Annotated in this window: 18 protein-coding genes and 1 tRNA gene; 3 read left to right on the top strand and 16 right to left on the bottom strand. The window is 62.9% G+C overall.

Translation table 11 applies throughout. The annotated features are described in order from the left end of the window. Positions 1-69: 69 nt before the first annotated feature. The 8 genes from CZ345_RS10125 to rpmE all read right to left on the bottom strand — a co-directional run bounded on the left by CZ345_RS10125 (position 70) and on the right by rpmE (position 7019). Positions 70-144: transfer RNA gene (locus CZ345_RS10125), tRNA-Gln, on the bottom strand. Positions 145-401: 257 nt separating this feature from the next. After that, a complete protein-coding gene (locus tag CZ345_RS10120; RefSeq protein WP_077073056.1) occupies positions 402-815 on the bottom strand; it encodes an OsmC family protein in 414 nt (137 codons plus the stop codon). Positions 816-1024: 209 nt separating this feature from the next. After that, positions 1025-1690, bottom strand: coding sequence for a leucyl/phenylalanyl-tRNA--protein transferase (gene aat / locus CZ345_RS10115; protein WP_083717347.1), 666 nt, complete (start codon positions 1688-1690; stop codon positions 1025-1027). Between the two features lie 7 nt (positions 1691-1697). Continuing rightward, a complete protein-coding gene (gene clpA, locus CZ345_RS10110) occupies positions 1698-3956 on the bottom strand; it encodes an ATP-dependent Clp protease ATP-binding subunit ClpA (protein WP_077073055.1) in 2259 nt (752 codons plus the stop codon). 152 nt (positions 3957-4108) lie between these two features. Then, positions 4109-4426, bottom strand: a complete 318-nt coding sequence (clpS, locus tag CZ345_RS10105) for an ATP-dependent Clp protease adapter ClpS (protein ID WP_077073054.1) — start codon at positions 4424-4426, stop codon at positions 4109-4111. Between the two features lie 100 nt (positions 4427-4526). Beyond that, positions 4527-5594 (bottom strand): peptide chain release factor 1, encoded by a 1068-nt coding sequence (gene prfA / locus CZ345_RS10100; protein ID WP_077073053.1) that lies wholly within the window; start codon positions 5592-5594, stop codon positions 4527-4529. A 2-nt stretch (positions 5595-5596) separates the two neighbouring features. Next, positions 5597-6604, bottom strand: coding sequence for a DUF1385 domain-containing protein (locus CZ345_RS10095; protein ID WP_239446670.1), 1008 nt, complete (start codon positions 6602-6604; stop codon positions 5597-5599). A gap of 205 nt (positions 6605-6809) precedes the next feature. Further along, the gene (gene rpmE / locus CZ345_RS10090; RefSeq protein ID WP_077073051.1) at positions 6810-7019 is read right to left on the bottom strand and encodes a 50S ribosomal protein L31; all 210 of its coding nucleotides are present in this window, start codon (positions 7017-7019) and stop codon (positions 6810-6812) included. A gap of 914 nt (positions 7020-7933) precedes the next feature. On the opposite strand from rpmE, the gene CZ345_RS10080 reads away from it, so the two are divergent. Genes CZ345_RS10080 through hemA form a run of 3 tightly spaced genes read left to right on the top strand, consistent with a single transcriptional unit; the run spans position 7934 to position 10751 of the window. After that, positions 7934-8647 (top strand): precorrin-2 dehydrogenase/sirohydrochlorin ferrochelatase family protein, encoded by a 714-nt coding sequence (locus CZ345_RS10080; protein ID WP_083717345.1) that lies wholly within the window; start codon positions 7934-7936, stop codon positions 8645-8647. Next, positions 8634-9446: a cytochrome c biogenesis protein CcsA gene (gene ccsA / locus CZ345_RS10075; RefSeq protein WP_077073049.1), complete on the top strand. Its 813-nt coding sequence runs from the start codon at positions 8634-8636 to the stop codon at positions 9444-9446. The genes CZ345_RS10080 and ccsA overlap by 14 nt, the downstream gene beginning before the upstream one ends. Positions 9447-9476: 30 nt before the next feature. Then, the gene (hemA, locus tag CZ345_RS10070) at positions 9477-10751 is read left to right on the top strand and encodes a glutamyl-tRNA reductase (protein WP_077073048.1); all 1275 of its coding nucleotides are present in this window, start codon (positions 9477-9479) and stop codon (positions 10749-10751) included. Between the two features lie 130 nt (positions 10752-10881). Here the strand turns inward: hemA and CZ345_RS10065 are convergent, their stop codons facing one another. From CZ345_RS10065 to CZ345_RS10030, 8 genes are all read right to left on the bottom strand, one after another. Further along, complete coding sequence (locus CZ345_RS10065; RefSeq protein ID WP_077073047.1) at positions 10882-11652, bottom strand: amidohydrolase family protein; 771 nt, start codon at positions 11650-11652, stop codon at positions 10882-10884. A 474-nt stretch (positions 11653-12126) separates the two neighbouring features. Beyond that, entirely contained in the window at positions 12127-13557 is a 1431-nt protein-coding gene (locus CZ345_RS10060; protein WP_077073046.1) for an amidohydrolase, read from the bottom strand. A 119-nt stretch (positions 13558-13676) separates the two neighbouring features. Next, positions 13677-15062: an MmgE/PrpD family protein gene (locus CZ345_RS10055; protein WP_077073045.1), complete on the bottom strand. Its 1386-nt coding sequence runs from the start codon at positions 15060-15062 to the stop codon at positions 13677-13679. Between the two features lie 13 nt (positions 15063-15075). Then, positions 15076-16263: a M20/M25/M40 family metallo-hydrolase gene (locus CZ345_RS10050; RefSeq protein ID WP_077073044.1), complete on the bottom strand. Its 1188-nt coding sequence runs from the start codon at positions 16261-16263 to the stop codon at positions 15076-15078. 70 nt (positions 16264-16333) lie between these two features. After that, positions 16334-18397, bottom strand: coding sequence for a dipeptide ABC transporter ATP-binding protein (locus tag CZ345_RS10045; protein ID WP_077073043.1), 2064 nt, complete (start codon positions 18395-18397; stop codon positions 16334-16336). After that, on the bottom strand, positions 18397-19242 hold the full coding sequence (locus CZ345_RS10040; protein WP_077073042.1) for an ABC transporter permease: 846 nt from the start codon (positions 19240-19242) through the stop codon (positions 18397-18399). The genes CZ345_RS10045 and CZ345_RS10040 overlap by 1 nt, the downstream gene beginning before the upstream one ends. 11 nt (positions 19243-19253) lie before the next feature. Continuing rightward, positions 19254-20207 carry an ABC transporter permease gene (locus tag CZ345_RS10035; protein ID WP_077074057.1) on the bottom strand — a complete coding sequence of 318 codons (954 nt, stop codon included), beginning with the start codon at positions 20205-20207 and terminating at the stop codon, positions 19254-19256. 112 nt (positions 20208-20319) lie between these two features. Next, a complete protein-coding gene (locus CZ345_RS10030; RefSeq protein WP_077074056.1) occupies positions 20320-21870 on the bottom strand; it encodes an ABC transporter substrate-binding protein in 1551 nt (516 codons plus the stop codon). Positions 21871-22204 lie beyond the last annotated feature (334 nt).

The raw sequence follows: 22204 nt of genomic DNA, 5'->3' as shown, positions 1-22204 counted from the left end.
GAACCGCCGTTGACGGCGTGAAAGGCCGCTGTCCTGGGCCGGCTAGACGATGGGGACACGGTGTTGCCGTGGCTGGGCTACAAGGACTCGAACCTTGATTATCGGAGCCAGAATCCGACGTCCTGCCAATTGAACGATAGCCCATCGGTGAAAAAGAGAAGTACCAGAATCGACGAAGATGTCAACGGTTGCAGCACCTAAAAAACATACTTTTTCGACGATGCGGGCAGCTTTTTCCGATTTACGGGATAAAAAAGGCCATTTCCTCCGTCATTTCCCGTATTCCGGCCGCCCGCAGACCGCCTTTTTTCTGTCTGCGGCACGTTTCTGCGCGGCACGGGGCGGCACGGCTTTCCGCGCAAGGCTGCGGCGGACGCTCTTTCCGCCTTTTCCCGCAGGACTCAGGCGCGGGAAGCGTGAACGTTCACTTCCATCCCTTCCATGAGGGAGCGCGTGATCATGCAGCCCTTCACGATGCTGAGGCAGTGTTCCAGCGTTTCACGGTCGGCATCGTCCACATCCACCTGCACGTCGATATCAATACGCGTGACAAAGGAAACGCCGTCGCGCTGCACCTTTTCCGCGCGGCCCGTCCCCTTGATGCTGCGGTACTGCACGTCGCGGGCCAGAAGCGCGGCGTTCAGGGTTCCGCAGAAGCAGTCCAGCGCGGCGGAAACCAGAAGCGCGCGGGCCGTCCCCTGTCGCCTGTCCGGCGATACGGTGGAAAAATCACCGTGAATGTCGCCCAGAAGAGGATGGCCCGTATGCACGGTAAAGCCTTTGGGAGTATGCTCGAAGGTAACGACGTCGCTCATGGAAAAGCTCCTTGCGGTAAGAAGTGATAACGGAGGAACATCCCGGTTCCGGGCGCTTTCCCGCCGACCGCTCCCGGGAGTTTTCCCCCGGATGCAGAAGCCGTGCAGAAAGACACCGACGAGAAGACCGGGCAGACGACACGCGCGAACTCATGTTTTCACGGTGACTCCCCGGCACGGAGCGGGACACTTCCGCCTGGATGCGCGCCTCAGCGGGGGCAGAACTCGCGCAAAAGGGCGAGAAATTCGCGGCGGGAAATTTCCTGCGCGCCGAGGCGCAGCATGTGCGGCGTGGTCTGCTGGCAGTCCACCACGCCCACGCCCCGTTCCCGAAGCAGAGAAACAAGGTGCACTACGGCCGCCTTGGAGGCATCCGGCCGCAGGTGAAACATGGATTCCCCGAAAAAGGCCCTGCCCCGCAGAATGCCGTACAGGCCCCCGGCCAGCTCCCCGTCCTGCCATACCTCCACGGAATGGGCGTGACCGAGAAGGTGCAGGCGCTCGTATGCCTCCACCATGGCGGGCACAAGCCAGGTGCCCTCCTGCCCGGGGCGCGGTATGGAGGCGCAGGCACGTATGACGCGGGAAAACGCGGTATCCACGCTGAAGGTGAAACGGCCGCCGTTGAGCACGCGGCGCAGACTTGCACTCACATGCAGCCTTTCGGGAAAAAGCACGCAGCGGGGGTCCGGCGACCACCAGAGTATGGGAGAATCCTCCTCATACCAGGGAAAGATGCCGCAGGAATAGGCATAGAGCAGCCGCTGGGGAGAAAGATCGCCCCCGGCCATGAGCAGCCCCCCCTTCAGAGCCCTTTCCACGGGGGGGAACCATAACGGCCCGCCTTCGGGCATCCACGAAAGATGGGCCGCCATGGGAAAACTACCCGTTCACCGTAAGGGTCAGGTGCTCGTCTTCGGGGCTTTTCGCCTCCACACGCACCGTGCCGCCCTTTTCCAGTCCGCCGAAGAGCAGAAGCTCCGCCAGCCTGTCTTCCAGCTCCGAACGTATCACGCGCTGGAGCGGCCGCGCGCCCATGCGCGGATCGAAGCCCCTGCGCGCCAGCCAGTCGCGCGCGGAATCCTCCAGCTCAAGGGTGACGCGCCGCACGGCAAGGCCCGGAGCAAGCGCCGCCACCGTTTTGTTCACGATGCGGGCCATCAGCTCGAAGCTCAGGCTCTGGAAGGGGACGATGGCATCGAGCCTGTTGCGGAATTCGGGACTGAAGGTCTGCTCCACGGCTCCGGCGCTGCGGTCCGATGCGCGGCTCGTGGACCAGAAGCCCACGGGCGACTGTTCCATTTCCCTTGCGCCCGCGTTGGTGGTCATGATGATAACCACGTTGCGGAAATCCGCCTTGCGGCCCGTATTGTCCGTAAGGGTGGCATAGTCCATGACCTGCAGAAGCACGTTGTAGATGTCGGGATGGGCCTTTTCCACCTCGTCGAGCAGCAGCACGGCATGGGGCGTTTTGCGTATGGCCTCGGTGAGCAGGCCGCCCTGCTCGAAGCCCACATAGCCGGGAGGCGAACCGATGAGACGCGCCACGGCATGTTTTTCCATGTATTCGCTCATGTCGAAGCGTACGAAGGAAACGTCCAGCAGCTCGGCAAGCGCCCTGGCCAGTTCCGTCTTGCCCACGCCCGTAGGCCCGTGGAAGAGGAAGGAGGCCGCCGGGCGGTTTTCCCGGCTCAGGCCCGCGCGGGAACGCAGTATGGCCCGGACTATGGCGTCCACGGCCTGATCCTGCCCGAAAACACGGCTGCACAGGTCTTCCCGCAGGGTCTGAAGCCTTTCCTTCTCGCCGCGGCTCACGCTGCGGGCGGGAATGCCCGCCATACGGGCCACCACGCGCTCGATATCCTGCACGGAAACCACCGCGCCACGGCGGAAGCCGGGTTTCAGCCCCGCGGCCGCGCCCGCCTCGTCCATGACGTCGATGGCCTTGTCGGGCAGAAGCCTGTCCTGTATATGCCGGGCGGAAAGCTCCACGGCGGCCTGTATGGCCCCTTTGGAATACTTCACCCCGTGAAATTTCTCATAGCTTGCCTGAAGCCCGCGCAGAATGTCGAGGCAGTCCGCCTCGGAAGGTTCGCGCACGTCCACGCACTGGAAACGGCGGCTCAGGGCGCGGTCCTTTTCAAAATGATTGCGGTATTCCTCGTGGGTGGTGGAACCTATGCAGCGCAGCTCCCCGGCGGCGAGAACGGGCTTGAGCAGGTTGGAGGCGTCCATGGAGCCCCCGCTCGTTGCGCCTGCGCCCACGATGGTGTGGATTTCGTCGATGAAGAGAATGGTCCCGGGCTTCTGACGAAGCTCGTTCACCACTTTCTTGATGCGGGCCTCGAAATCGCCGCGGTACTTGGACCCCGCAAGCAGGGAGCCCAGATCCAGCGCATACATGGATATGGAGCGGAAGGCGCGCGGCACGTCGCCCTGCGCGATGCGGTAGGCCAGGCCTTCGGCAATGGCCGTCTTGCCCGTGCCCGGTTCGCCCACAAGAAGAGGATTGTTCTTGCGGCGGCGGGAAAGAATTTCCAGAAGCCGCGCCACTTCCGCAGCGCGCCCCACCAGAGGATCGATGCGGCCCTGTTTGGCCTTTTCCACCAGATCCACGGCATAGCGTTCCAGCGCGGAAGCCTGGGGAGCCTCCTCCTGCCGTTCGGCCGTTTCCTGCGTGCGCCTGCGCGCGGCCTGCCGCAGAATTTCCGGCAGCTCATGGGAAACGAATTCCAGAACGCGCAGCCTGTCCACCCCCTGCTTGCGCAGGTAGAACACCGCCCAGCTGTCCTCCTCCTCGAACATGGCGGCAAGCACGTCGCCCACGTCCGCGTCGCTGCGGCCGGAAGACTGCACATGGGCGACCGCCCTTTCCAGCACTCTTTCCAGCGCTTCCGTCTGCAGAACCTCGCTCTCCGAGGAAGGCTCCGGCCCCGTGGAGGGGAGATAGCGCGAAAGATACTCTTCCAGCTGATGCCTGAGAGCCGGAATATCGGCCCCGCAGCCCTTGAGAATGACGCGGCCGAGCTGCTCGCGCGTCATGGCAAGCAGCAGATGTTCCACCGTCAGACATTCGTGACGACGCGACCGCATTTCCATCACGGCCAGCGCCAGTGCCTGCATCAGAGAACGTGCCATCATCGCGGAATACCCCTTTTTTCTGGAAACATTCCCCTATTGTACCTGCCCGCAACACAGAATGCAAGCTGCCCGGCCGAAGAGCCGGAAGATCCGCCGTAAAGGAAAACCCCGGCTCCGCAGGGCGGGACCGGGGTCGTGAGGGAGATGCTCCCTTATTCCCTTTCCATGGTACAGCGCAGGGGAAAGCCCGCAGCCTTGGCGCGGGCGGCCACCTGGCCGACGCGGAACTCCGCGATTTCCCTGGGGTACACGCCGCATACGCCCATGCCCTTCTCGTGCACGGACATCATGATGGCCACGGCTTCCTGCTGGTTCTTGTGGAACACGTCCTGCAGAATGCCCACCACGAAATCCATGGTGGTGTAGTCGTCGTTATGCAGAAGAACGCGGTACATGGCCGGTTCCTTCAGCTCTTCCTCCAGCGTGACGCCCGATTCCTCGCCGGGCGCGCTCTCGTGCTGCTGACTCATGCCTGTTCCCCTTTCTGCGCGGGCGCAGCGAAATGTTCTTTCCGCGCGTTCCCCGAAAAACGGAAAACGCCCGGCCGGGCCGCACGGCGGCCCTCTTCTCCTATTCCACCTCGGCCTTCAGGGCATCGGCCTGGGCCTGGGCGGCGAGCGCTTCCACCATATCCTCGATTTCCCCTTCCATGAAGCGGTCGAGGGAATACATGGTGAGGTTGATGCGGTGGTCGGTCACGCGGCCCTGGGGAAAGTTGTAGGTGCGGATACGTTCAGAACGGTCGCCGGAACCCACCTGGGAACGGCGTTCCGCAGCCTCGGAAGCGTGCTGCTTTTCCTGTTCCGCCTGAAGAATGCGCGAGGCGAGCACCTTCATGGCGCGGGCCTTGTTCTTGTGCTGGGAGCGCTCGTCTTCGCAGGTGACCACGATGCCCGTGGGAATATGCGTGATGCGCACGGCCGATTCCGTTTTGTTGACGTGCTGGCCGCCCGCGCCGGAAGCGCGGTACACGTCGATGCGCAGATCTTCGGGGCGGAGGTTCACATCCACTTCCTCGGCTTCGGGCATGACGGCCACGGTGGCGGCGGAAGTATGGATGCGGCCCTGCGATTCCGTGGCGGGCACGCGCTGCACGCGGTGCGTGCCGGATTCATAGCGGAGACGGCTGTACACGCGCTTGCCTGAAACAAGGGCGATGACTTCCTTGTAACCGCCCGCGTCGGTGGGCATTTCGGAAATGATTTCCACCTTCCAGTGCTGGAGTTCGGCGTAGCGGCAGTACATGTGGAAAAGATCGGCCGCGAAGAGCGCCGCTTCGTCGCCGCCGGTACCGGCGCGCACTTCAAGCACGGTGTTCTTTTCATCCAGGGGGTCCGGGGGAAGCAGCATGAGGCGCAGCTTGTGCTCGCGGTCGGGCAGTTCCTTCTCGATGCGGCGGATTTCCTCCTGCGCCATGTCGCGGATGTCGTGATCCTCGTCGCTCAGAAGTTCCTTGTTCTCCTCAAGCTGTTTCTGGAGATCGCGGTATTCCCGGAAGGCAAGGACAACGGGTTCCACGTCGGCACGGGCCTTGGCCGTCTTGCGGTACTGTTCCGGGTCGGACAGCACGGCGGGGTCGGCAAGAGCCTGTTCCAGCTCTTCATAGCGTTTTTCCAGATTTTCCAGTTTCGCAAACATAGTCACTCCATCACGGTAGGGTCGGGGGATTCAAAGCGGTCGGCAAAGGGGCTTTCGGGCCCGAGCGCCTCCCTGAGCGCGGCGACGGCCACCTCAAGCTGTCCGTCGTCGGGTTCCCGCGTGGTGAGCAGCTGGAGAAAAAAGCCCGGAGCTCGCAGCAGGCGGGCCCGGAAACCGTCTTCCAGCGCGGCCGCGTAGCGGATGATCTCGTAGGCGAGAGCGCTCACCGGCACAATAAGCAGGATTTTAAAAAGAACGATGCCCGCATGGCGCAGCACTGCGGAGGAAGGTTCCCACATCATGAGCAGCAGCGGAACAAGCACCGCGTGCAGCACGATGGCCACGGAAAGAACGAAAAGCAGAAAGGTGGTGCCGCAGCGGGGGTGCAGCCGGCTGCCCTGCCGCGCCGTTTCCACCGTGACCATGCCGCCCTTTTCAAAGGCGTGAATGGTCTTGTGTTCCGCGCCGTGATACTGAAACACGCGCCGTATCTCGGGCATGAAGGATATGGCCACAATGTAGCCCGTGAAAATAAGAAACTTGAACAGGCCGTCCCACACATGGAAGGAAAAGCCCTTCATGTCGCCGGAAAGGCCCAGATATTCCATGAAAAGCGCCATGAGATGCGGCGCGGCCACGAAAAGCAGCACGGCCGCCCCGAACGCCATGAGCAGGGTGAGGGCCACCTGCCCCTTCGTCATGGGACCGGAATCGCCGTCATCGGCAAGATCGGCGGAACGGTTCAACGCGCGGATGCCGTTGGCAAGGCTTTCCACCAGTATGGGAAAGCCGCGCAGAAAACGTATGGAACGAAGCCCCTTCGGTCCCACGCTTCTCCAGCGGCGGCTCTCCACGGAAATATTCCCGGAAGGACGGCGCACCGCAAGCGCGTAGGAAGCGCCGTTACGCATGAGCACGCCTTCCATGACGGCCTGCCCGCCCACCAGAGGCAGGGCGCAGCTCTGTGCGGAAAGCGTAAGGAGACGGAAAAATGAAAACCTGTGCTTCATGCCTTTTCCTGAACTGTGCCGGAGCGCCGCGGACATGGCGCAAAAAGCTGCGGAGCGGAAACGCCCGCAAGGCCGCCCGAGGGCTGCACGACGGCCGGGCCGCAGGAACATGCCGGAGCGCCGCGCCGTCCAAACTCAAAAACCTCCCCAGGAAAGCCTGGGGAGGTTCCACTCGTTCCCGGCTTAACACACGCCGGAACCAGCGTTACTTCGCGAATTTGGCGTACTTCTTGCGGAAGCGGTCGATACGGCCGGCGGTGTCGACGAAGCGCTGCTTACCGGTGAAGAACGGATGGCAGGCGGAGCAGATTTCGACATGGACGGTTTCGCCCTTGGTGGAAAGAACTTCCACGACGTTGCCGCAGGCGCAGACAAGCTTGGCCTTGTACACTTTGGGATGGATGCCTTCTTTCATGGTACACTCCTCAGATGATTTGCGGACCCACGGGTACGCCCATACCCACCTTGGTAGGCGGACAGTCGCCTAGTCGCCCGATTTACCGCAGCGTTGAGATTCAAGTCGGAGAACCCTACTTCTTTTTTCGACGTTAGTCCAGTGTTTTCCTCCGCATAAGATTGCCGGAGCGACCCGGGGGCTTTTTTCCGACAAAAAACAGGTCCGAAACCATGCCCCTCCCTCCCCAGGCCTGAAGAAGAACCTGTGCCGCAACAAGAACGCCCCCTGCGGAAGGAAAAGAAAACGAAGAGCAGGGACGTCTTCCTTTCCTTTCCCCAAAGATGAAGCACCTGCCGGAGTCTTTTCCCCTCTTCTATGCCGTTTTCCCCTCTGCAGAGCGCCAGGCACGCTTCCCGCGGATTCCGTCTTTCCGTCCTCCCCGGAATCCGCAGAAAAAAGCGCTCTTCCCGCAAGCACAGGGAGAAAACACGCATCCTGCGCGCGGATGGGAAAGCTTCCTGCGCCGGGGGCAGAAACACGCCGCTTTCTCCCGCAGCCCCCCGCGTGCGGAGCCTCCTGCCGCGCGCGTTTCCGCCCGTTCCGGCAGGCGTCGAAAACACGGCCCCTTGGCGTGACGGGGCGGAAAGTACGAAAAAAGGAAGGATCAAGGAAGGGGAGTAGACGCGCAACACTTCCGTACGGCAGTCGCCTTTCCCGGGCGGGCCCCGGCTGCCGGGCCGGAACAAGAGGCGCTTCCCTCCGACGGGAAACTTCCGCCAGCAGCAAAAAAGCCGCTTCTGCCGTCATGGCGCGCCCTTTTCCCCAAAAAAAGCCGTCCGGCCCCGCCCGCCGCCCTTCTTCACGGCAGAGCGTTCCGGCTTTCTTTTTAACTCCCCTCCTTACTGGACGGGAAGGCGGGTAAAGGCTATACCATGCCCATGCGTTACTATCCCCTGTTTCTCGACCTTGCCGACGCCCGCTGCCTCGTGGTGGGAGCCGGCCCCGTGGGGCGGCGTAAAATCGCCTCCCTTCTGGAATGCCGCCCTCTGAGTCTGCTGGTTCTCGACCCGAACCTCGACGACAAGGCGCTGGACAAGGCCGTGGCTCACCTGCCTCACGATTCCCTCATCCGGGAACGGCGCGCCTTCCGTGCGGAAGACGTGGAGCACAAGCATCTGGTGTTTGCGGCCACGCCCTCGGCAGCCGTCAACTCCGCCGTGGCCGCGCTGTGCCGGGCCGCGGGAGTGCTCTGCAACGTGGCCGGGCCGCGGGAAGACGGTGCGGGCGGCAACTTTCTCGTGCCCGCCCATGTGGAGAACGGCCCCCTCACGCTGGCGCTTTCCACAAGCGGGTGCAGCCCCGCGCTGGCCCGCGCCCTGAAGGAAGACCTTGAACAGTGGATACAGGGAGGCTATGCTCCGCTCGCACTGCTTTTAAAGGCTCTGCGCCCGAAGCTGCTCGCTCTCGGACTCGGCAGCGATGCGGATGCGGAAATTTTCCGCGCCCTCTGCGCAAAGCCCCTGCGTGAAAAGCTCATGGAGGCGCTGCTCAGAAAGGACGCGCCCCTGGCCGACGCGCTGATGGCCCCCCACCTTCCGGCTTCTCTTTCCTTTTCCGCCAAGGAGATATTCCATGGACTGGACTGATATTCCCTCCCACCTCAGCCTCGCCCTCTACGCGCTGGCCACCGTGGCCGCCCTCGCCGGGGTGCTCGGCCGCTCTTTAAGGGTAAAGAAACTTTCCTGCCTGCTCTGCACCGCAGGCTTTGCCGCCCACACGCTCTGGCTCGCGGCAGCCCTTGCCACGGGAGCCTTCAGCGCCGTGTCGCGCGGGTTCTACCTTCTGCCGCTTTCGTGGTTTCTGGTGCTTGCCGGGCTCTTCATGGCCCGACGCCAGCACATGGACATAGCCCTGCATTTCGCCGCGCCGTGGGCCTTCTTCCTCTGCGCCTGCGCGCTGGGCTTTTCCTCCACGCCGGGCGCCATGACCATGGCCGGACCGCTTTTCGTGCTGCACCTGGCCGCCATTTTCGTGGGCGTGGGCGTCATGGCCGTGGCCGCGGGCGCCGGCGCGCTCTTCCTGTGGCAGGAAGGAACCATCAAGAAAAAAATGCCGCTGGGAGGCTTCCGCAAGGATCTGCCCGCTCTGGGCGCGCTCGACAAGGTGAACGCCATGGCCACGCTCATCGGCTTCCCCTGCTACAGTCTGGGCGTTTTGTGCGGCTTCCTCTGGGCCCGCATCAGCTGGGGCACTTTCGTGAGCGGCGATCTCAAGGAATGGGTCTCGCTCATCATCCTCGCGGTGTACGCCCTGCTCTTCCATCAGCGCCAGGCTCTCGGCTGGCGCGGACGCAAGCCCGCCATACTGGCGCTCGTCATCTTTGCCGCCTCGCTGTTCTCCATGTTCGTGGTGAACACCGTCTTTCCCACGCAGCACGGCTTCTAGCGCCCCAACCGCCTTTTCACCAGGAACATCATGAACAGCACCATTCACCTCATAGGCATCAATCACCGCACGGCCGCCGTGGAGGTGCGCGAAAAATTCGCGCTCACCAATTTCTGCTCTCCCGAAACCTGGGCCATTCCCACCGGCGGCGACATCGGCGAATCGCTCATTCTCTCCACCTGCAACCGTGTGGAAGTGCTTGTGGTGGGCGACGGCGACAAGCCCCGCCTCCGCGCCCTGGAATACTGGGCAAAAGCGCGCGGCAAAAGCGTGGAGGAGCTTGAACCCTACCTCTACCAGTACAGGAACGACGAAGCCATACGCCACCTCTTCAACGTGGCCTCCAGCCTGGATTCGCTGGTGCTCGGCGAGCCGCAGATTCTCGGCCAGCTGAAAGCCGCCTACCGCAAGGCCACGCAGAGCCACAGCGCGGGCACCATCATCAACCGGCTGCTGCACAAGGCCTTTTCCGTGGCCAAAAGAGTGCGCTCGGAAACGGGCGTGGCCTCCAGCGCCGTGTCCATCAGCTACGCCGCCGTGGAGCTGGCCAAGCAGATCTTCGACGACATGATCAGCCACAACGCCCTCATCATCGGCGCGGGGGAAATGGCGGAACTTGCCGCCCTGCACCTCAGGCAGGCAGGAGTGAGGCGCATCCGCGTGGCCAACCGCACCTTCGCCCGGGCCGAGGAACTGGCCCAGCGCCTGGGCGGCGAGGCCGTGCCCTTCGACCAGCTCTTCACCCATCTGGTGGACACCGACATCGTCATCAGCTCCACCGGCGCGCCCGACGCCATCATTCACGAAGAAGACATGCGCGACGTGCTGAAAAAGCGCAAGCACCGCCCCATGTTCCTCATCGACATCGCCATGCCGCGCGACATCGCGCCTTCCGTGAACACGCTGGACAATATCTATCTCTACGATATCGACGATCTCAAGGAAGTGGTGGAGGAACACATTGCCGAGCGGCGCAAGGAAGCCGTGCGCGCCCGCGCCATTGTGGACGAGGAAACCCTCGCCTTCCATCAGTGGATGGAGTCGCTCACCCTCCAGCCCACCATCGTGGCGCTGGTGGAACGGGGCGAGAACATCATGAGGGAGGAACTTGCCAAAACCCTGCACCGCCTGGGTCCCGTGGACGACAACACGAGGGAGGCGCTGGAAATCATGGCCAGTTCGCTGGTACGGCGCTTCAACCACGAGCCCATATCCTTCATGAAGGACCGCTTCCACGAGGCGGCCAACCCGGAATACACCATGCAGGCCGTGGACACGGTACGCCGCGTGTTCAACCTGAAGTAATACGCCGCTCCGCCGGAGACGGAAAAAGCCCGCACATCTTCATGTGCGGGCTTTTCTTGTTCCTGGGCGGGCCTTTCGGAGCCGTGCCCTCATGCGTCCGGCACTCCGGGACTTTTCCGGCGCATCCGGTTCAGGCGGACTGCTTCAGGCCCATGAATCCCGCGGCATTGTTGTAGAACACGTCTTCCAGCGCGCTGTCGGGCAGGCCGCAGGAGAGAGTGCGCTGTATTTCCACCGTGGGATGATGGAAGGGGGAATCAATGCCGAACATCACCCTGTCGGCCCCCACGGTTTCATAGGCGTTTTTAATCTGGCAGCCCATGGGCATACCCGATACTTCAAGAAAGAGGTTGTCGTACTTCTTCGCCATGTTGATGCTGCCCTCGATATACACGCCGTGGCCGTGCCCCATGTGTATCATCACCGTGGGCACATCGGGATGGCGTTCGGCAAGCAGACCTATCTGCCAGGGCAGGGAAAAAGGCGGATGCCCGCAGTGGATGAACACGGGCACACGGTACGCCCGGGCAATGTCCATGATGGGGTCGACCATGGGGGAATCGGCGGTGAAGGCATCGAAAAGAGGCTGCATCTTCACGCCGGCAAAATGCTCGTCGCGCAGATAATGTTCGAGCATGTCGTACGCCGCCTGTCCCAGGTTCGCATTGACCCAGCAGAGGGGCAGGATGCGTTCGGGCATGGCGTGCCATGCCGCGTTCACTTCCTCGTTGAGGTGCGCGCCCGCCGGGCAGAGTATGGTTTTTTCTATGTTGTACTCGTCCATCTGCCGGGCGAGAAGCTCCGTATTGAAATCCACGTTGAAGGGGCTTCCGAAGGAACCGATATGGGAATGGGCGTCGATTTTTCTGAACGACGCGAAATCATGCCGGGAATCTTCCATGGCCATGCTCCTTTCGGCCCGAAAAACGGGCGCATTGCGAAACGAAAAAAAGACCGGCCGCTCCGGTCCCACAAGCGGGAAACTATTCCCTCTTTTTTCAAAAAAGCAAGCTTTTTCCGTGTGTTGAATTCAGATAAAACGTGAAGGAGAACGCTTTTTTACGCCGAACAGGCATCGCTTTTGTCCTAAGGGAGCCGCTCCCCCATGCGCTGCCTGCCAGCTCCTCCGCCTGCGAAAAAAAGCCCTCTGCGGAGAAGTTCCGGCATGTGATGCCCGCCGCGGCCGCAAAAAACGCTGAGAAACACTTCCCCTTCCTTCCGGGGCAGCGATGCGCGCAAAACAGCTCTCTTCCGCAGAGCGGTTCTCCCCCGCCCGGCGCGCCCTTCCTCCCCGGCAAAAAAAAACGGGGCGGCCCTTCCCCTGCCCTGTCCGGCAGGGAAAGAGTCGTCCCGCCGAGGGCATCGCGGGGAAACGCTACCTGTCCGACGTTCCGAGGGCGGCATCGAGAAGCGGCCGGAAGAGAGCCATATCCTCTTCATGCCAGGAAAGCGGCGGCCGGGCCTCGGCATCGAGGTAATCCACATAGGGGTGGGCCGCGGTGGTGGACTCAAACTCGCGCCGCACTTCCGCCAGAAGTTCGGGCCGGGTGATGAGGTCGAGCGCGGTAAGAGCGGCCACACGGGCGGCCGTGACAAGCCCCTTGTGCATGATGGAGCTCTTCTGACAGGCAGTGACGGCCCAGGTGTGGGCCTTGGCTCCGGGCACCCAGGTGGGGAACTGGAGCGAGGCCGTGGGGGCCTTGAGGGTGACGTCGCCCACATCGCTGGAATCGCCCTTGAAGGGGGCCTTCGTCGCGTCCACAAGGGTGGTTTCCACCTGCATCCCCACTTCCGGCGCGCCGAGGGAATGCTGAAGCGCACGCGCAAAGGCATGTTCCTCCTCGCTGTATTCGGGCGCGCCCACCTTGAGCATGTTGGCATAAAGGGCGCGGGCCAGCGCCTCGTTGGGATAGCGCTGATGGCAGGCGGCAAGGAAGGTGATGCGCTCCTCGGTTCCGGTCATGAGCGCCGCGCCGCGCGCACAGAGGCGAATGCGCTCGTAAAGCGCCTGAATCACCGGGTCCTGGCTGCGGACATAATACCAGGTACGGGCGTAGTCGGGCACCACGTTGGGGGCGGAAATACCGCTCAGCGTGGCCCAGTGCACGCGCTGTTCCGGCAGCATGTGTTCGCGCAGCCTTTCCGTGCCCGCGTGCATGAGTTCCACCGCGTCGGCGGCGCTGCGGCCTTCCCACGGGCGGCTTCCGGCATGGGCGGTTTTCCCGTAGAATTCCACAAGAAAAGAGAAAAGCGCGTTGTTCTGAAGCCCGAAGGACGTGCCCATGAAGGAATTGGAATGGCAGTCGATGACCGCATCGAGACCGTCGAACACCCCGTCGCGGGCCATGAAGCCCTTGCAGGCGAGCAGTTCCTCGGCCGGGGTGCCGAACACCACGAGCGTGGCGGGAATGTCGCGCTCCACCAGCACCTGCTTCAGCGCGCTCACCGCAAGCGCCTGCATGGGAGCCATGGAGTTGTGGCCGCAGCCGTGCCCGGGGCCGCCTTCCACCACAGGCGAGGGAGTCACCGCTCCGGCCTGCTGGGAAAGCATGGGCAGCGCGTCGTATTCCGCAAGAAAGCCGATGACCGGCCCGCCCTGACCGTGGGTGAACGAGGCCCGGAAGGCCGTGGGCATACCCGCAATGCCCTTTTCCACGGTAAAGCCCTCCTCTTCCAGCGCCTTCGTCACGGCGCGGCAGGAACGCGTTTCCGTAAAGCCGAGTTCGGCGTAGTCCCATATGCTGTCCGCAAGGCGCTGAAACTTTTCCGCCCTGCGTTCTATGGCGTCATAAAGCTGCTCTGTCATGCTGCATCATCCTTTTTCCGATGTTTCCCCGCGTCCGGGGGCGCATCGCGCCGGAGCGTGTGCGCCGATGAAAGGCCCCGCCGCCCGAAATCACGTTTCCTTCCGGCGGCAGGTTCGTGTTACGCAACGCCGAAAAGCTCCGTAAGTTCCCGGATGTTTTCCAGCTCGTCGAAACGCAGGGCCGTTTCCACAAGACGGGCCGCCCTCTCCCGCCCCAGCGGGGCAAGAAGGCCCGCCCACTTTTCCTCCCTTTCCTCAGGAGAAAGGGGCTTTTCGAAAGAACCCGAGGCCCTGTCGCATTCCGCCTCGAAGCTCCGGCCGTCTCTGAGGCGGAGCGCAAGGCGGGCAGGCACGCAGGAGGAATCGCGCCCCAGCTCAAGAAAGCGCTTCCACAGCCCCTCGTCGGGCGAGAGCGTGATGCCTGCCGCGCAGGCGCGCACGGAGGAATCATCCCAGAAGCGGCGTTCGAACCACCTTTCGCGGGGCACGCCGTGCAGGGCAAGGGCAAGGGTGAGGGGCGTGCTGAATTCCATATCAAGGAAGGTGCGCGCCCGTACCCTGCCGAAGCGCGCGGCCACGGGGGGCGTGGTGGCCACGTCGAGGGAGGCCACCTCTTCCGGCCGGAAGGCATGTTCCGCCATAAGACCGCGCAGCGCATCCAGCGCGGGATGTATCCAGCGGCAGCAGGGATAGGGCTTGAGGCAGACGCGCGGCAGGGAAAAGGCGGAAAAATCGCACAGCACGCTTTTCTCGCAGCGGTCGGAACCGATCATGGCGGCAAAGCCCGCCTCCCCGTCCAGAACGGACTCGCTCCCCTCATACCCGTACTTCGCCAGCACGGCGGCGCGCACGCCGTTTTCCGCGGGCACGGCCACATTGTCCTTCACCGAGGCGATGGACTTGTCCTCCCAGCCGAATTTTCCCGCATGGGGCACGGGAGCCATGGCCCCCGCAATGCCGAGGCAGTTCAGCATCTCATCCCCGTTCAGGCCCAGAAGGCGGCCGCAGGCGGCGGCCACGCCCACGGCCTGAAGGCTGCCGTTGGCGTGAACCTTCGCATAGCAGGCCGGGGAAGGAAGGGTGGCCCGGGCCACGCGGTCGTTCACCTCGTAGCCTGCGACAAGGGCGGCCAGCACCTCGCCTCCCGACGCGCCGAGGCGGGCGCCGAGCGCCAGCACGGCGGGAAAGATGCTCGAACCGGGATGCCCGCGTGAGCCCGTATCGTCGTAATCGAGCGCATTGGCAAAGCCTGCCTGCACGAAGGCCGCCATGGCGGGGGAAAGGCGCTCCTTCATGCCCGGCACGGGAATATCGCCCCCCGCGCCCATGAAGCGGGCATATTCCGCCACGGATGCGGCAAGTGGCGTAAAGCTTCCGCCGAAGGCGCAGGCAATGTGATCGGCAGCAAGAATGCGCGCATGGCGGCGCACATCTTCAGGAATATCTTCCGCTTTCAGGCCGAGGGCGTACTCTGCCACGGCCCCTGTCATGCTCTGTTCCTGCATGAGTTCTCCTTTTTCATGACACGGGTCGCCAGGGCCCGGATACGCCGCGCTCCCACGCTTTTTTGAGCAGAAGCGCGCTCAGATGCGCCCTTTCCGCAAGGGAGGAAAGGAGCAGATATTCACGGGTGGAGTGGTCGCAGCCGCCGCGCGGGCCAAGCCCGTCCAGCACGGGAATGCCTTCCTGCGCGAGGAAGGAGGCTTCCGAGCAGCCGGGGCGGAAATCCTCGCCCACGCTCTGCCCTATTTCCTGCGCCGCCTCCCCTGCCAGGGCATACAGCGCTTCCGTGGCCGCGGCTTCCAGCGGAGGATTGAATACTTCCCGCTCGATGACGGTTTCCGTGCCTTCCACCTGCGGGGTGAGCAGAATGCCGCGCATCTTCGCTTCCACCTCGTCGCGCATACGGAGGCTGTTGCAGCGGGCCTCCACCTCAAGAAGGGCCTCTTCCGGCACCACGTTGAAGGCCACGCCCCCTTCGAGGCGCCCCACGTTCACGCTGAGGGAATCCTCGCCGGTGACGTTGTCGGTATTCATGGCTTCCAGAAGCTCGATTTTCCGCGCCGCATCGCGCAGGGCGCTCACCTTGCCCCTGGTGATGAAGGCCGCGTGCCCCGCCCTGCCCCGTATGCGCGCCGCAAAGGCCACCTTGGCCTTGCGCGTACGCACAAGCTCGCCCTCCGGCCCCGCCATTTCAAACACCAGCGCAAAGGCGGCGCGGGCGGCCTGCTCCTTCAGGCAGGCGCGCATGGTACGGGAGGATTTTTCCTCATCCGGCGAAAAGAGAAAGCGCAGAGGCATGGCGGAGCCGAAGCCCTGCTCCAGAAGGGCCAGCATGGCGAATATGCCCACTACAAGGCCCCCCTTCATGTCGCAGGTGCCCGGCCCGTGCGCGATGTCCCCTTCCACCGTGAGCCGGTCGAAGGGGCTGTCTTCGGGAAAGACCGTGTCCATGTGGCCGGAAAGCAGAATACGGCGGGGGGCATCCTGCGCGCAGGGAAAATCCGCCATGAGAATGTTGCCCGCGTCCTTTTGCTCCACAATATGCGTCCGCAGCCCCCTTGCCGAAAGATACGCTGCAAGAAAGGCGGCCATGGCGTCTATGCCGGTTTTGTTGTCCGTGCCGGTACGCATGTCCACAAGAATGCGCAGAAGCTCGAACATGTCCTTTTCATGCTTCGCCATGAAGCTTCCGAAAGATTCCATGCTCTTCCTCGCTCAGGTTTTCCGTCCCGGCCGTGCCGGGCAGAGGCCCGGCGCGGTTCCGCACAGGCGGTCAGGACAGGAAGGATTCGGGAAACACCGGCGTATCCGCCTCAAGCTCCGCACGGTCGATGTGGCAGGCGAGGCCGTGCCCGTCCCTGAAGGTCATGGAGGGCTGAACGGAAGCGCAGGTTTCGCACTGTCTGCGGTAGCAGCGCGTGCGGAAGCGGCAGCCCGAAGGCGGGTTCGCCGGGCTGGGTATCTGCCCCTCGAGCAGGATGCTCTTATGCGGCTGCGGGATGCAGGGCAGGGAAATGGAGGACAGAAGCGCCTTGGTGTAGGGATGATACGGCGGCTGGAACACCTGATCGGTGCTCCCCACTTCCACGAGCCTGCCGAGGTACATCACAGCAATGCGCTGGGATATTTCGCGCACCGCGGAAAGGTCGTGGGAAATGAACAGATACGAGGTCTGAAATTCCCGCTGGAGATCCTGCAGCAGGTTGATGATGGAGGCCTGTACCGACACGTCGAGGGCCGAGGTCACTTCGTCGCACACCACGAAGGAGGGATGCACGGCAAAGGCCCGCGCGATGGCCACGCGCTGCTTTTCGCCGCCGCTCAGCTGATGGGGCTTGCGGTACAGATAGGTACGCGGCAGAGAAACCATGTCGAGCAGTCTGTAGCAGCGCTTTTCCAGCTCGGCGTGGCCGGAGGCCAGGCCGTGCAGCAGAAGCGGCCGCGAAAGGATGGTGTAGAGGCTGTGTCGCGGGTTCAGCGAGGAATCCGGGCTCTGGAACACGATCTGTATGGACTTGCACAGACTCTGACTGTGCTTGTGGGTGATGTCCTCCCCCTTGTAGAAAATGGAGCCGCCCGTCGCCTCGGTAAGGCGCAGAATGGTCTTGCCGAGGGTGCTCTTGCCGCAGCCCGATTCCCCCACCACGCCCAGCGTTTCGCCGGGCATGATGGTGAAGGACACATCATCCAGCGCATACACGCAGCGGGGTTTGCGCCGGAGCAGCCTGTCCGTGAAGGTGCTGTGCTCGTAGTACTTCTTCAGGTTTCTTACTTCCAGCAGGGGCTCGGAACACTGCATGTCGCCTTCATCGTGACATACGCACTCCTCCACCACGCCCGTGGAGAAGGAAAGGGGCGCGCCCGGCCGGTGGCAGAACACGCGGTGTTCCACCCCGTCCTGCGAGGGGACGTTCCGCACGGCGGGAAGCTCGGCGGAGCAGTGTTCGTCCGCCACGGGGCAGCGCGGCGCAAACGCACAGCCCGGAGGCAGGGAAATGAGGTTGGGCAGAAGACCGGGCATGGAATAGCCCTTGTGCTTTCTGTCCATCTTTATGCTGGGGATGCTGTGCATGAGCCCGCGGGTATAGGGATGCTCGGGATTGCGGAACATGGTTTCCCGCGAACCTTCCTCCACCAGCGCGCCCGCGTAGATGACGCCCACCCTGTCCGCAAGGCGCGCCACGATGCCCATGTCGTGGGTGATGTAGAGAATGGCCACGTCCATGCGGGAGCGGATGTCTTCCAGAAGGCGCAGGAACTGTATTTCCGTGGTCACGTCGAGCGCCGTGGTGGGTTCGTCCATGATGATGAGGTCGGGATGACTGAGCAGCGCCTGGGCAATGGTGATGCGCTGCTTCTGCCCGCCGGAAATCTGATGCGGGTAGCGTTCGAGAATGCGCTTCGGATCGGGAATGTTGATGGCTTCCAGCATGGCGAGGGCTCTTTCCTCCGCTTCCGCCCGGCTGATGCCCTCGTGATAGATGATGCCCTCGGTGAGCTGGTCGCCTATGGTATAGCAGGGGTTGGCGGCCGTATGCGGATTCTGGAACACCATGCCCACATGCTTGCCGCGCAGCTTTTCCAGCTGGGCGTGGGAATAGCCCGTGATGTCCTCGCCGTTGAAGAGGATGCGGCCGCTTTCGATGCTGCCGTTGGCGGGAAGGTACCCCATGGCAGCAAAGGCCAGCGTGCTCTTGCCGGAGCCGGATTCGCCGATGAGCGCGTAGCATTCTCCGCGCCGCACCTCCAGAGAGACGTGGCGCACCGCGCGCACCTTGCCGTTGATGGTCTTGAAGGAAATGGAAACGTCGTCCAGGGAAAGAATGGGGCCTGCCATCACACCCTCCCCAGTTCGCGCGGGTCGAGGATGTCGCGCAGTCCGTCGCCCAGCAGGTTGAAGGAAATGGTGGTGAAGGCTATGGCGAGTATGGGCCATACGATGAGCATGGGAGCCTCGAAGATGTATTCACGCGCCGAGCCGATGATGAGTCCCCAGTCGGGAGTGGGCGGCTGCGTGCCGAGGCCGAGGAAGCTCAGGGAGGAGGCCGTCAGAATGACGAAGCCCACCTTGATGCTCGCCTCCACGATGATGGGCTGCACGGCGTTGGGCAGAAGTTCCACCAGAAGAATGTACCAGGTGCGCTCGCCGCGCGCCTTGGCCGCCTCGATGAATTCCTCGCCGCGCACGTTGAGGCACGAACTTCGCGCCACGCGCGCGGTTTTCGGTATGCCTGTGATGCTGATGGCCACAATGACGTTGAAGATGCTCGACCCCAGCATGGAAAGAATGAGCAGCGCAAAGAGTATGCCGGGGAAGGCCATGAGGATGTCCATGCCGCGCATGATGAACTCGTCGGCCCTGCCGCCGAGGTAGCCGCTGGTAAGGCCGATGAGCCCGCCCGCCACGGCGCAGATCACCGTGACGCTGAGCCCGATGCCCAGAGAGGTGCGCGTGCCGAGAATGATGCGGCTGAACACGTCGCGGCCGTATTCATCCGTGCCCATGATGTGCTCGACGCTCGGCGGGGCGAAGCGCTCTCTGGGATTGAGCTTGAGAGGATCGTGGGGGGCGATGAAGGGCGCGAAAAGCGCCACGATGAGAAGAAGAGAAACCAGCGCGCTGCCCACCATGGCGGAAGGATAGCGCCGCAGCGTGGAAAAAACGGTACGGATGACAGACATCGTTCTGCTCCCTAGGAATGATAACGGATGCGCGGATTGACCAGACCGTAGGCGAGGTCGGCCAGGAAATTGACCAGGCAGTACACGCAGGCCACGGTAAGCACGGTGGCCTGAAGCAGCGGCACGTCGCGGCTTGTCACGGCGTAGACGATGAGGCGGCCTATGCCCGGGTAGGCGAAGACTTCCTCAATGACCACCACGCTGCCGATGAGATAGCCCACGTCCAGCGCAAGCACCGTGATGGTGGGCATGAGGGCGTTGCGCAGCGCGTGCTTGAACACCACCATGGTGTTGCTCAGGCCGCGCAGGCGGGCGCTGCGTACATAGTCGGACTGCATGACGTGTATCATTTCCGAGCGGGTCTGACGCATGATGTGGGCGATGAGCACGATGACCAGCGTCATGACGGGCAGAACGATGTGGGAAAGAGCCTTCGGCACGTCTTCGGAAAAGGGAACGTAACCGGCGGAGGGGAAGAGATTGAGCACGGGCCCGGCAAAGGCGATGATGAGAAGAGAGCCCGTGGCGAATTCCGGTACGGAAATGCCGATATAGGAACTTATCTGGATGGTGCGGTCCACGGCGCTGTTGCGGCGAAGCGCCGCGAACACTCCCAGAGGAATGGCGATGATGGTCACGATCACGATGCTGAAGGCCGCCAGAATGGCGGAATTCTTCAGGCGGAACAGAAGCAGGGGCAGTATGGGCTGGTCCATGGACAGGGCGTGACCGAAGTCGCCGTGCAGCACCCCCCATATCCATTTGCCGTACTGCTCGTAGAAGGGCAGGTTCAGGCCCATCTGCTCCTCAAGGGCCCGCAGGGCGTCGTCCGTGGCGAATTCCCCGAGAATGACCTGCGCGAGGTTGCCGGGAAGAACCATGGTGATGGCGAAAATGATGATGGAAATGCAGAAAAGCGTGACAAGCATGAAACAGAAACGTTTCAGAATATAAACCGGACTCATGTTCTCCCCTTTGGCCGCCCCTGCCGCACAGCGTGCGCGGAAAAGGCGGACGCGCCGCCGGAGCGGGCGCATCCCCGCTCCCGGCAGACCGTCCGCCCCGGGCTTTCCCGTATCAGCTCAGCCAGACGTTTTCGATGGTGAAGAAGGTGTTTCTGGGATTGCGGACAATGCCGTTGACCTTGGGCTGATAGGCGGAAACAAGGTCGAGGAAGAAAGGCACACAGGAGGGCACTTCCTCATACAGCATTTCCTGACAGGAGGCGAAGGCGGCGCGCTGCTTTTCGGGGTCGAGCTCCTGGCGGGCCTGAAGCACGAGCTGGTCGAACTTCTTGTTGTTCCAGCGCGTTTCGTTCCACGAGGCGTCGGAGGTGTAGAGAAGCTGGAAGAGCGCGTCTTCGCACGACTGCATGTTGTAGAAGCCCACATAGAAATTGGCCTTCTTCCAGTACTGGTCGAGGAAGGTGCTGTAGTCCACATGCTGCAGCCGGATCTTCACGCCGATCTGGGCCGCGCACTGCTGCAGCACGATGCCGAGCTTGCCGCGCACGGCGGGCACGGCGGCGATGTACATGGGAATGGTGCTGCCCGGCCTGAAGCCGGCTTCGGAAAGCAGGCGGGCGGCCTTTTCCAGATCCTGCTTGCGCTCGGGAAGCTGATGATAGAAGGGATATTCCGGGGAAACGGGGTTGTCGTTGCCTATGCGGCCGAAGCCTTCCAGGCACATGTCGAGCGCCATCTGCCTGTCGAGGGAAAGGCTGATGGCCTGACGCACGCGCATGTCGGTGAAGGGCTTCATGTCGCAGCCGTACACCACGCTGGGGAACTGGCCGCTGCCCGTGCGCGTCATCACGATGCCCGCTTCCTTCAGCTTTTCCAGCTGGCTGATGTTGGCTTCCAGCACCCAGTCGCTCTGGCCGGTGAGCAGCGCGTTGGTTTCCGCCACGGAATCGGGGAAGATGAGCATCTGCACTTCGTCGAGGTAGGGCTTGTCCCCGTCGAAGTAGTCAGGGTTGCGGTCGAAAATGAGGTGCGTGCCGGGCACATATTCACGCAGCTTGAAGGGGCCGCTGCCGCAGCCTCTGGCGGCGAGGGAGGCGTAATCGCCCTCCAGCACTTCCCTGGGGCATATCTTCATGCAGGGATAGGCCATGGACTGCGGCAGGAAGGAGAAGGGATAGGCCGTCACCACACGCACGGTGTACTTGTCTTCCACATCCGCCGAAACGATGGGTCCTATGTTCTTGCGGCCGGGGGAGGCGGTTTCCGGGTCCAGCACCTTGCGGATGGAGGCCACGGCGTCGTCGGCGGTGACTTCCTTGCCGTTCTGGAAGCGAACGCCCTTGCGCAGACGGAAGCGCCAGGTCACGGCGTCGGCGCTTTCCCAGCTCTCCGCAAGGTCGGGCACGGGCTTGAGCTCATGGGAAAGCTTGACGAGCCCGCTGTACATGAGTTCGCCCTGCATGTACTCCGAAAGGTTCACATGGCGGTAGGGGTTCAGGGACTTCAGTTCGCGGCTCACGCTCACACGCAGCGTGCCGCCGCGCTTGGGGGCGTTCGCCAGAGAAAGGCCGGGCACGCCGCACAGAGTCACCGCAGCCGCGCCTGCGGCCATGCCTTTAAGAAAGGTACGACGGGTGAAGCGATCGTTCTCAAATAGATACATGGAAGCCTCCATCATGGAAAAGCGCGCCTTGAAGGAGGCTGCCTCTCCTGTTTCCGAAACGCTCTTCCCCGCCCCATGCGGAGAGAACGCTCCGTGTCCTGCGCCCCTTTGCAGGGCCGCGCCTCCCTGAGGAGGCACGGCTTTCCGGCGCCGGAACCCGGGGCGGGCCCCCGGCGCGGGCTGTGCGTGAACATGCCGCGCGGCGGGAGCGCACATCTCCCGCAGGCGTCTGCGGAAAACTACGCTTCGAAGGGCACCCCGAAGGCGCGGTAGAATTCCTCTTCAAAAAGCTTTCTCGGACGAGGGTCGTCGTAACAGGCCCAGATGGCCGCCC

Source organism: Mailhella massiliensis (assembly GCF_900155525.1).
In the GTDB taxonomy this organism is placed as follows: Bacteria; Desulfobacterota; Desulfovibrionia; order Desulfovibrionales; family Desulfovibrionaceae; genus Mailhella; species Mailhella massiliensis.
Note: the sequence above shows the minus strand (reverse complement) of the source record. Positions and strands in the feature narration are given on the sequence as shown.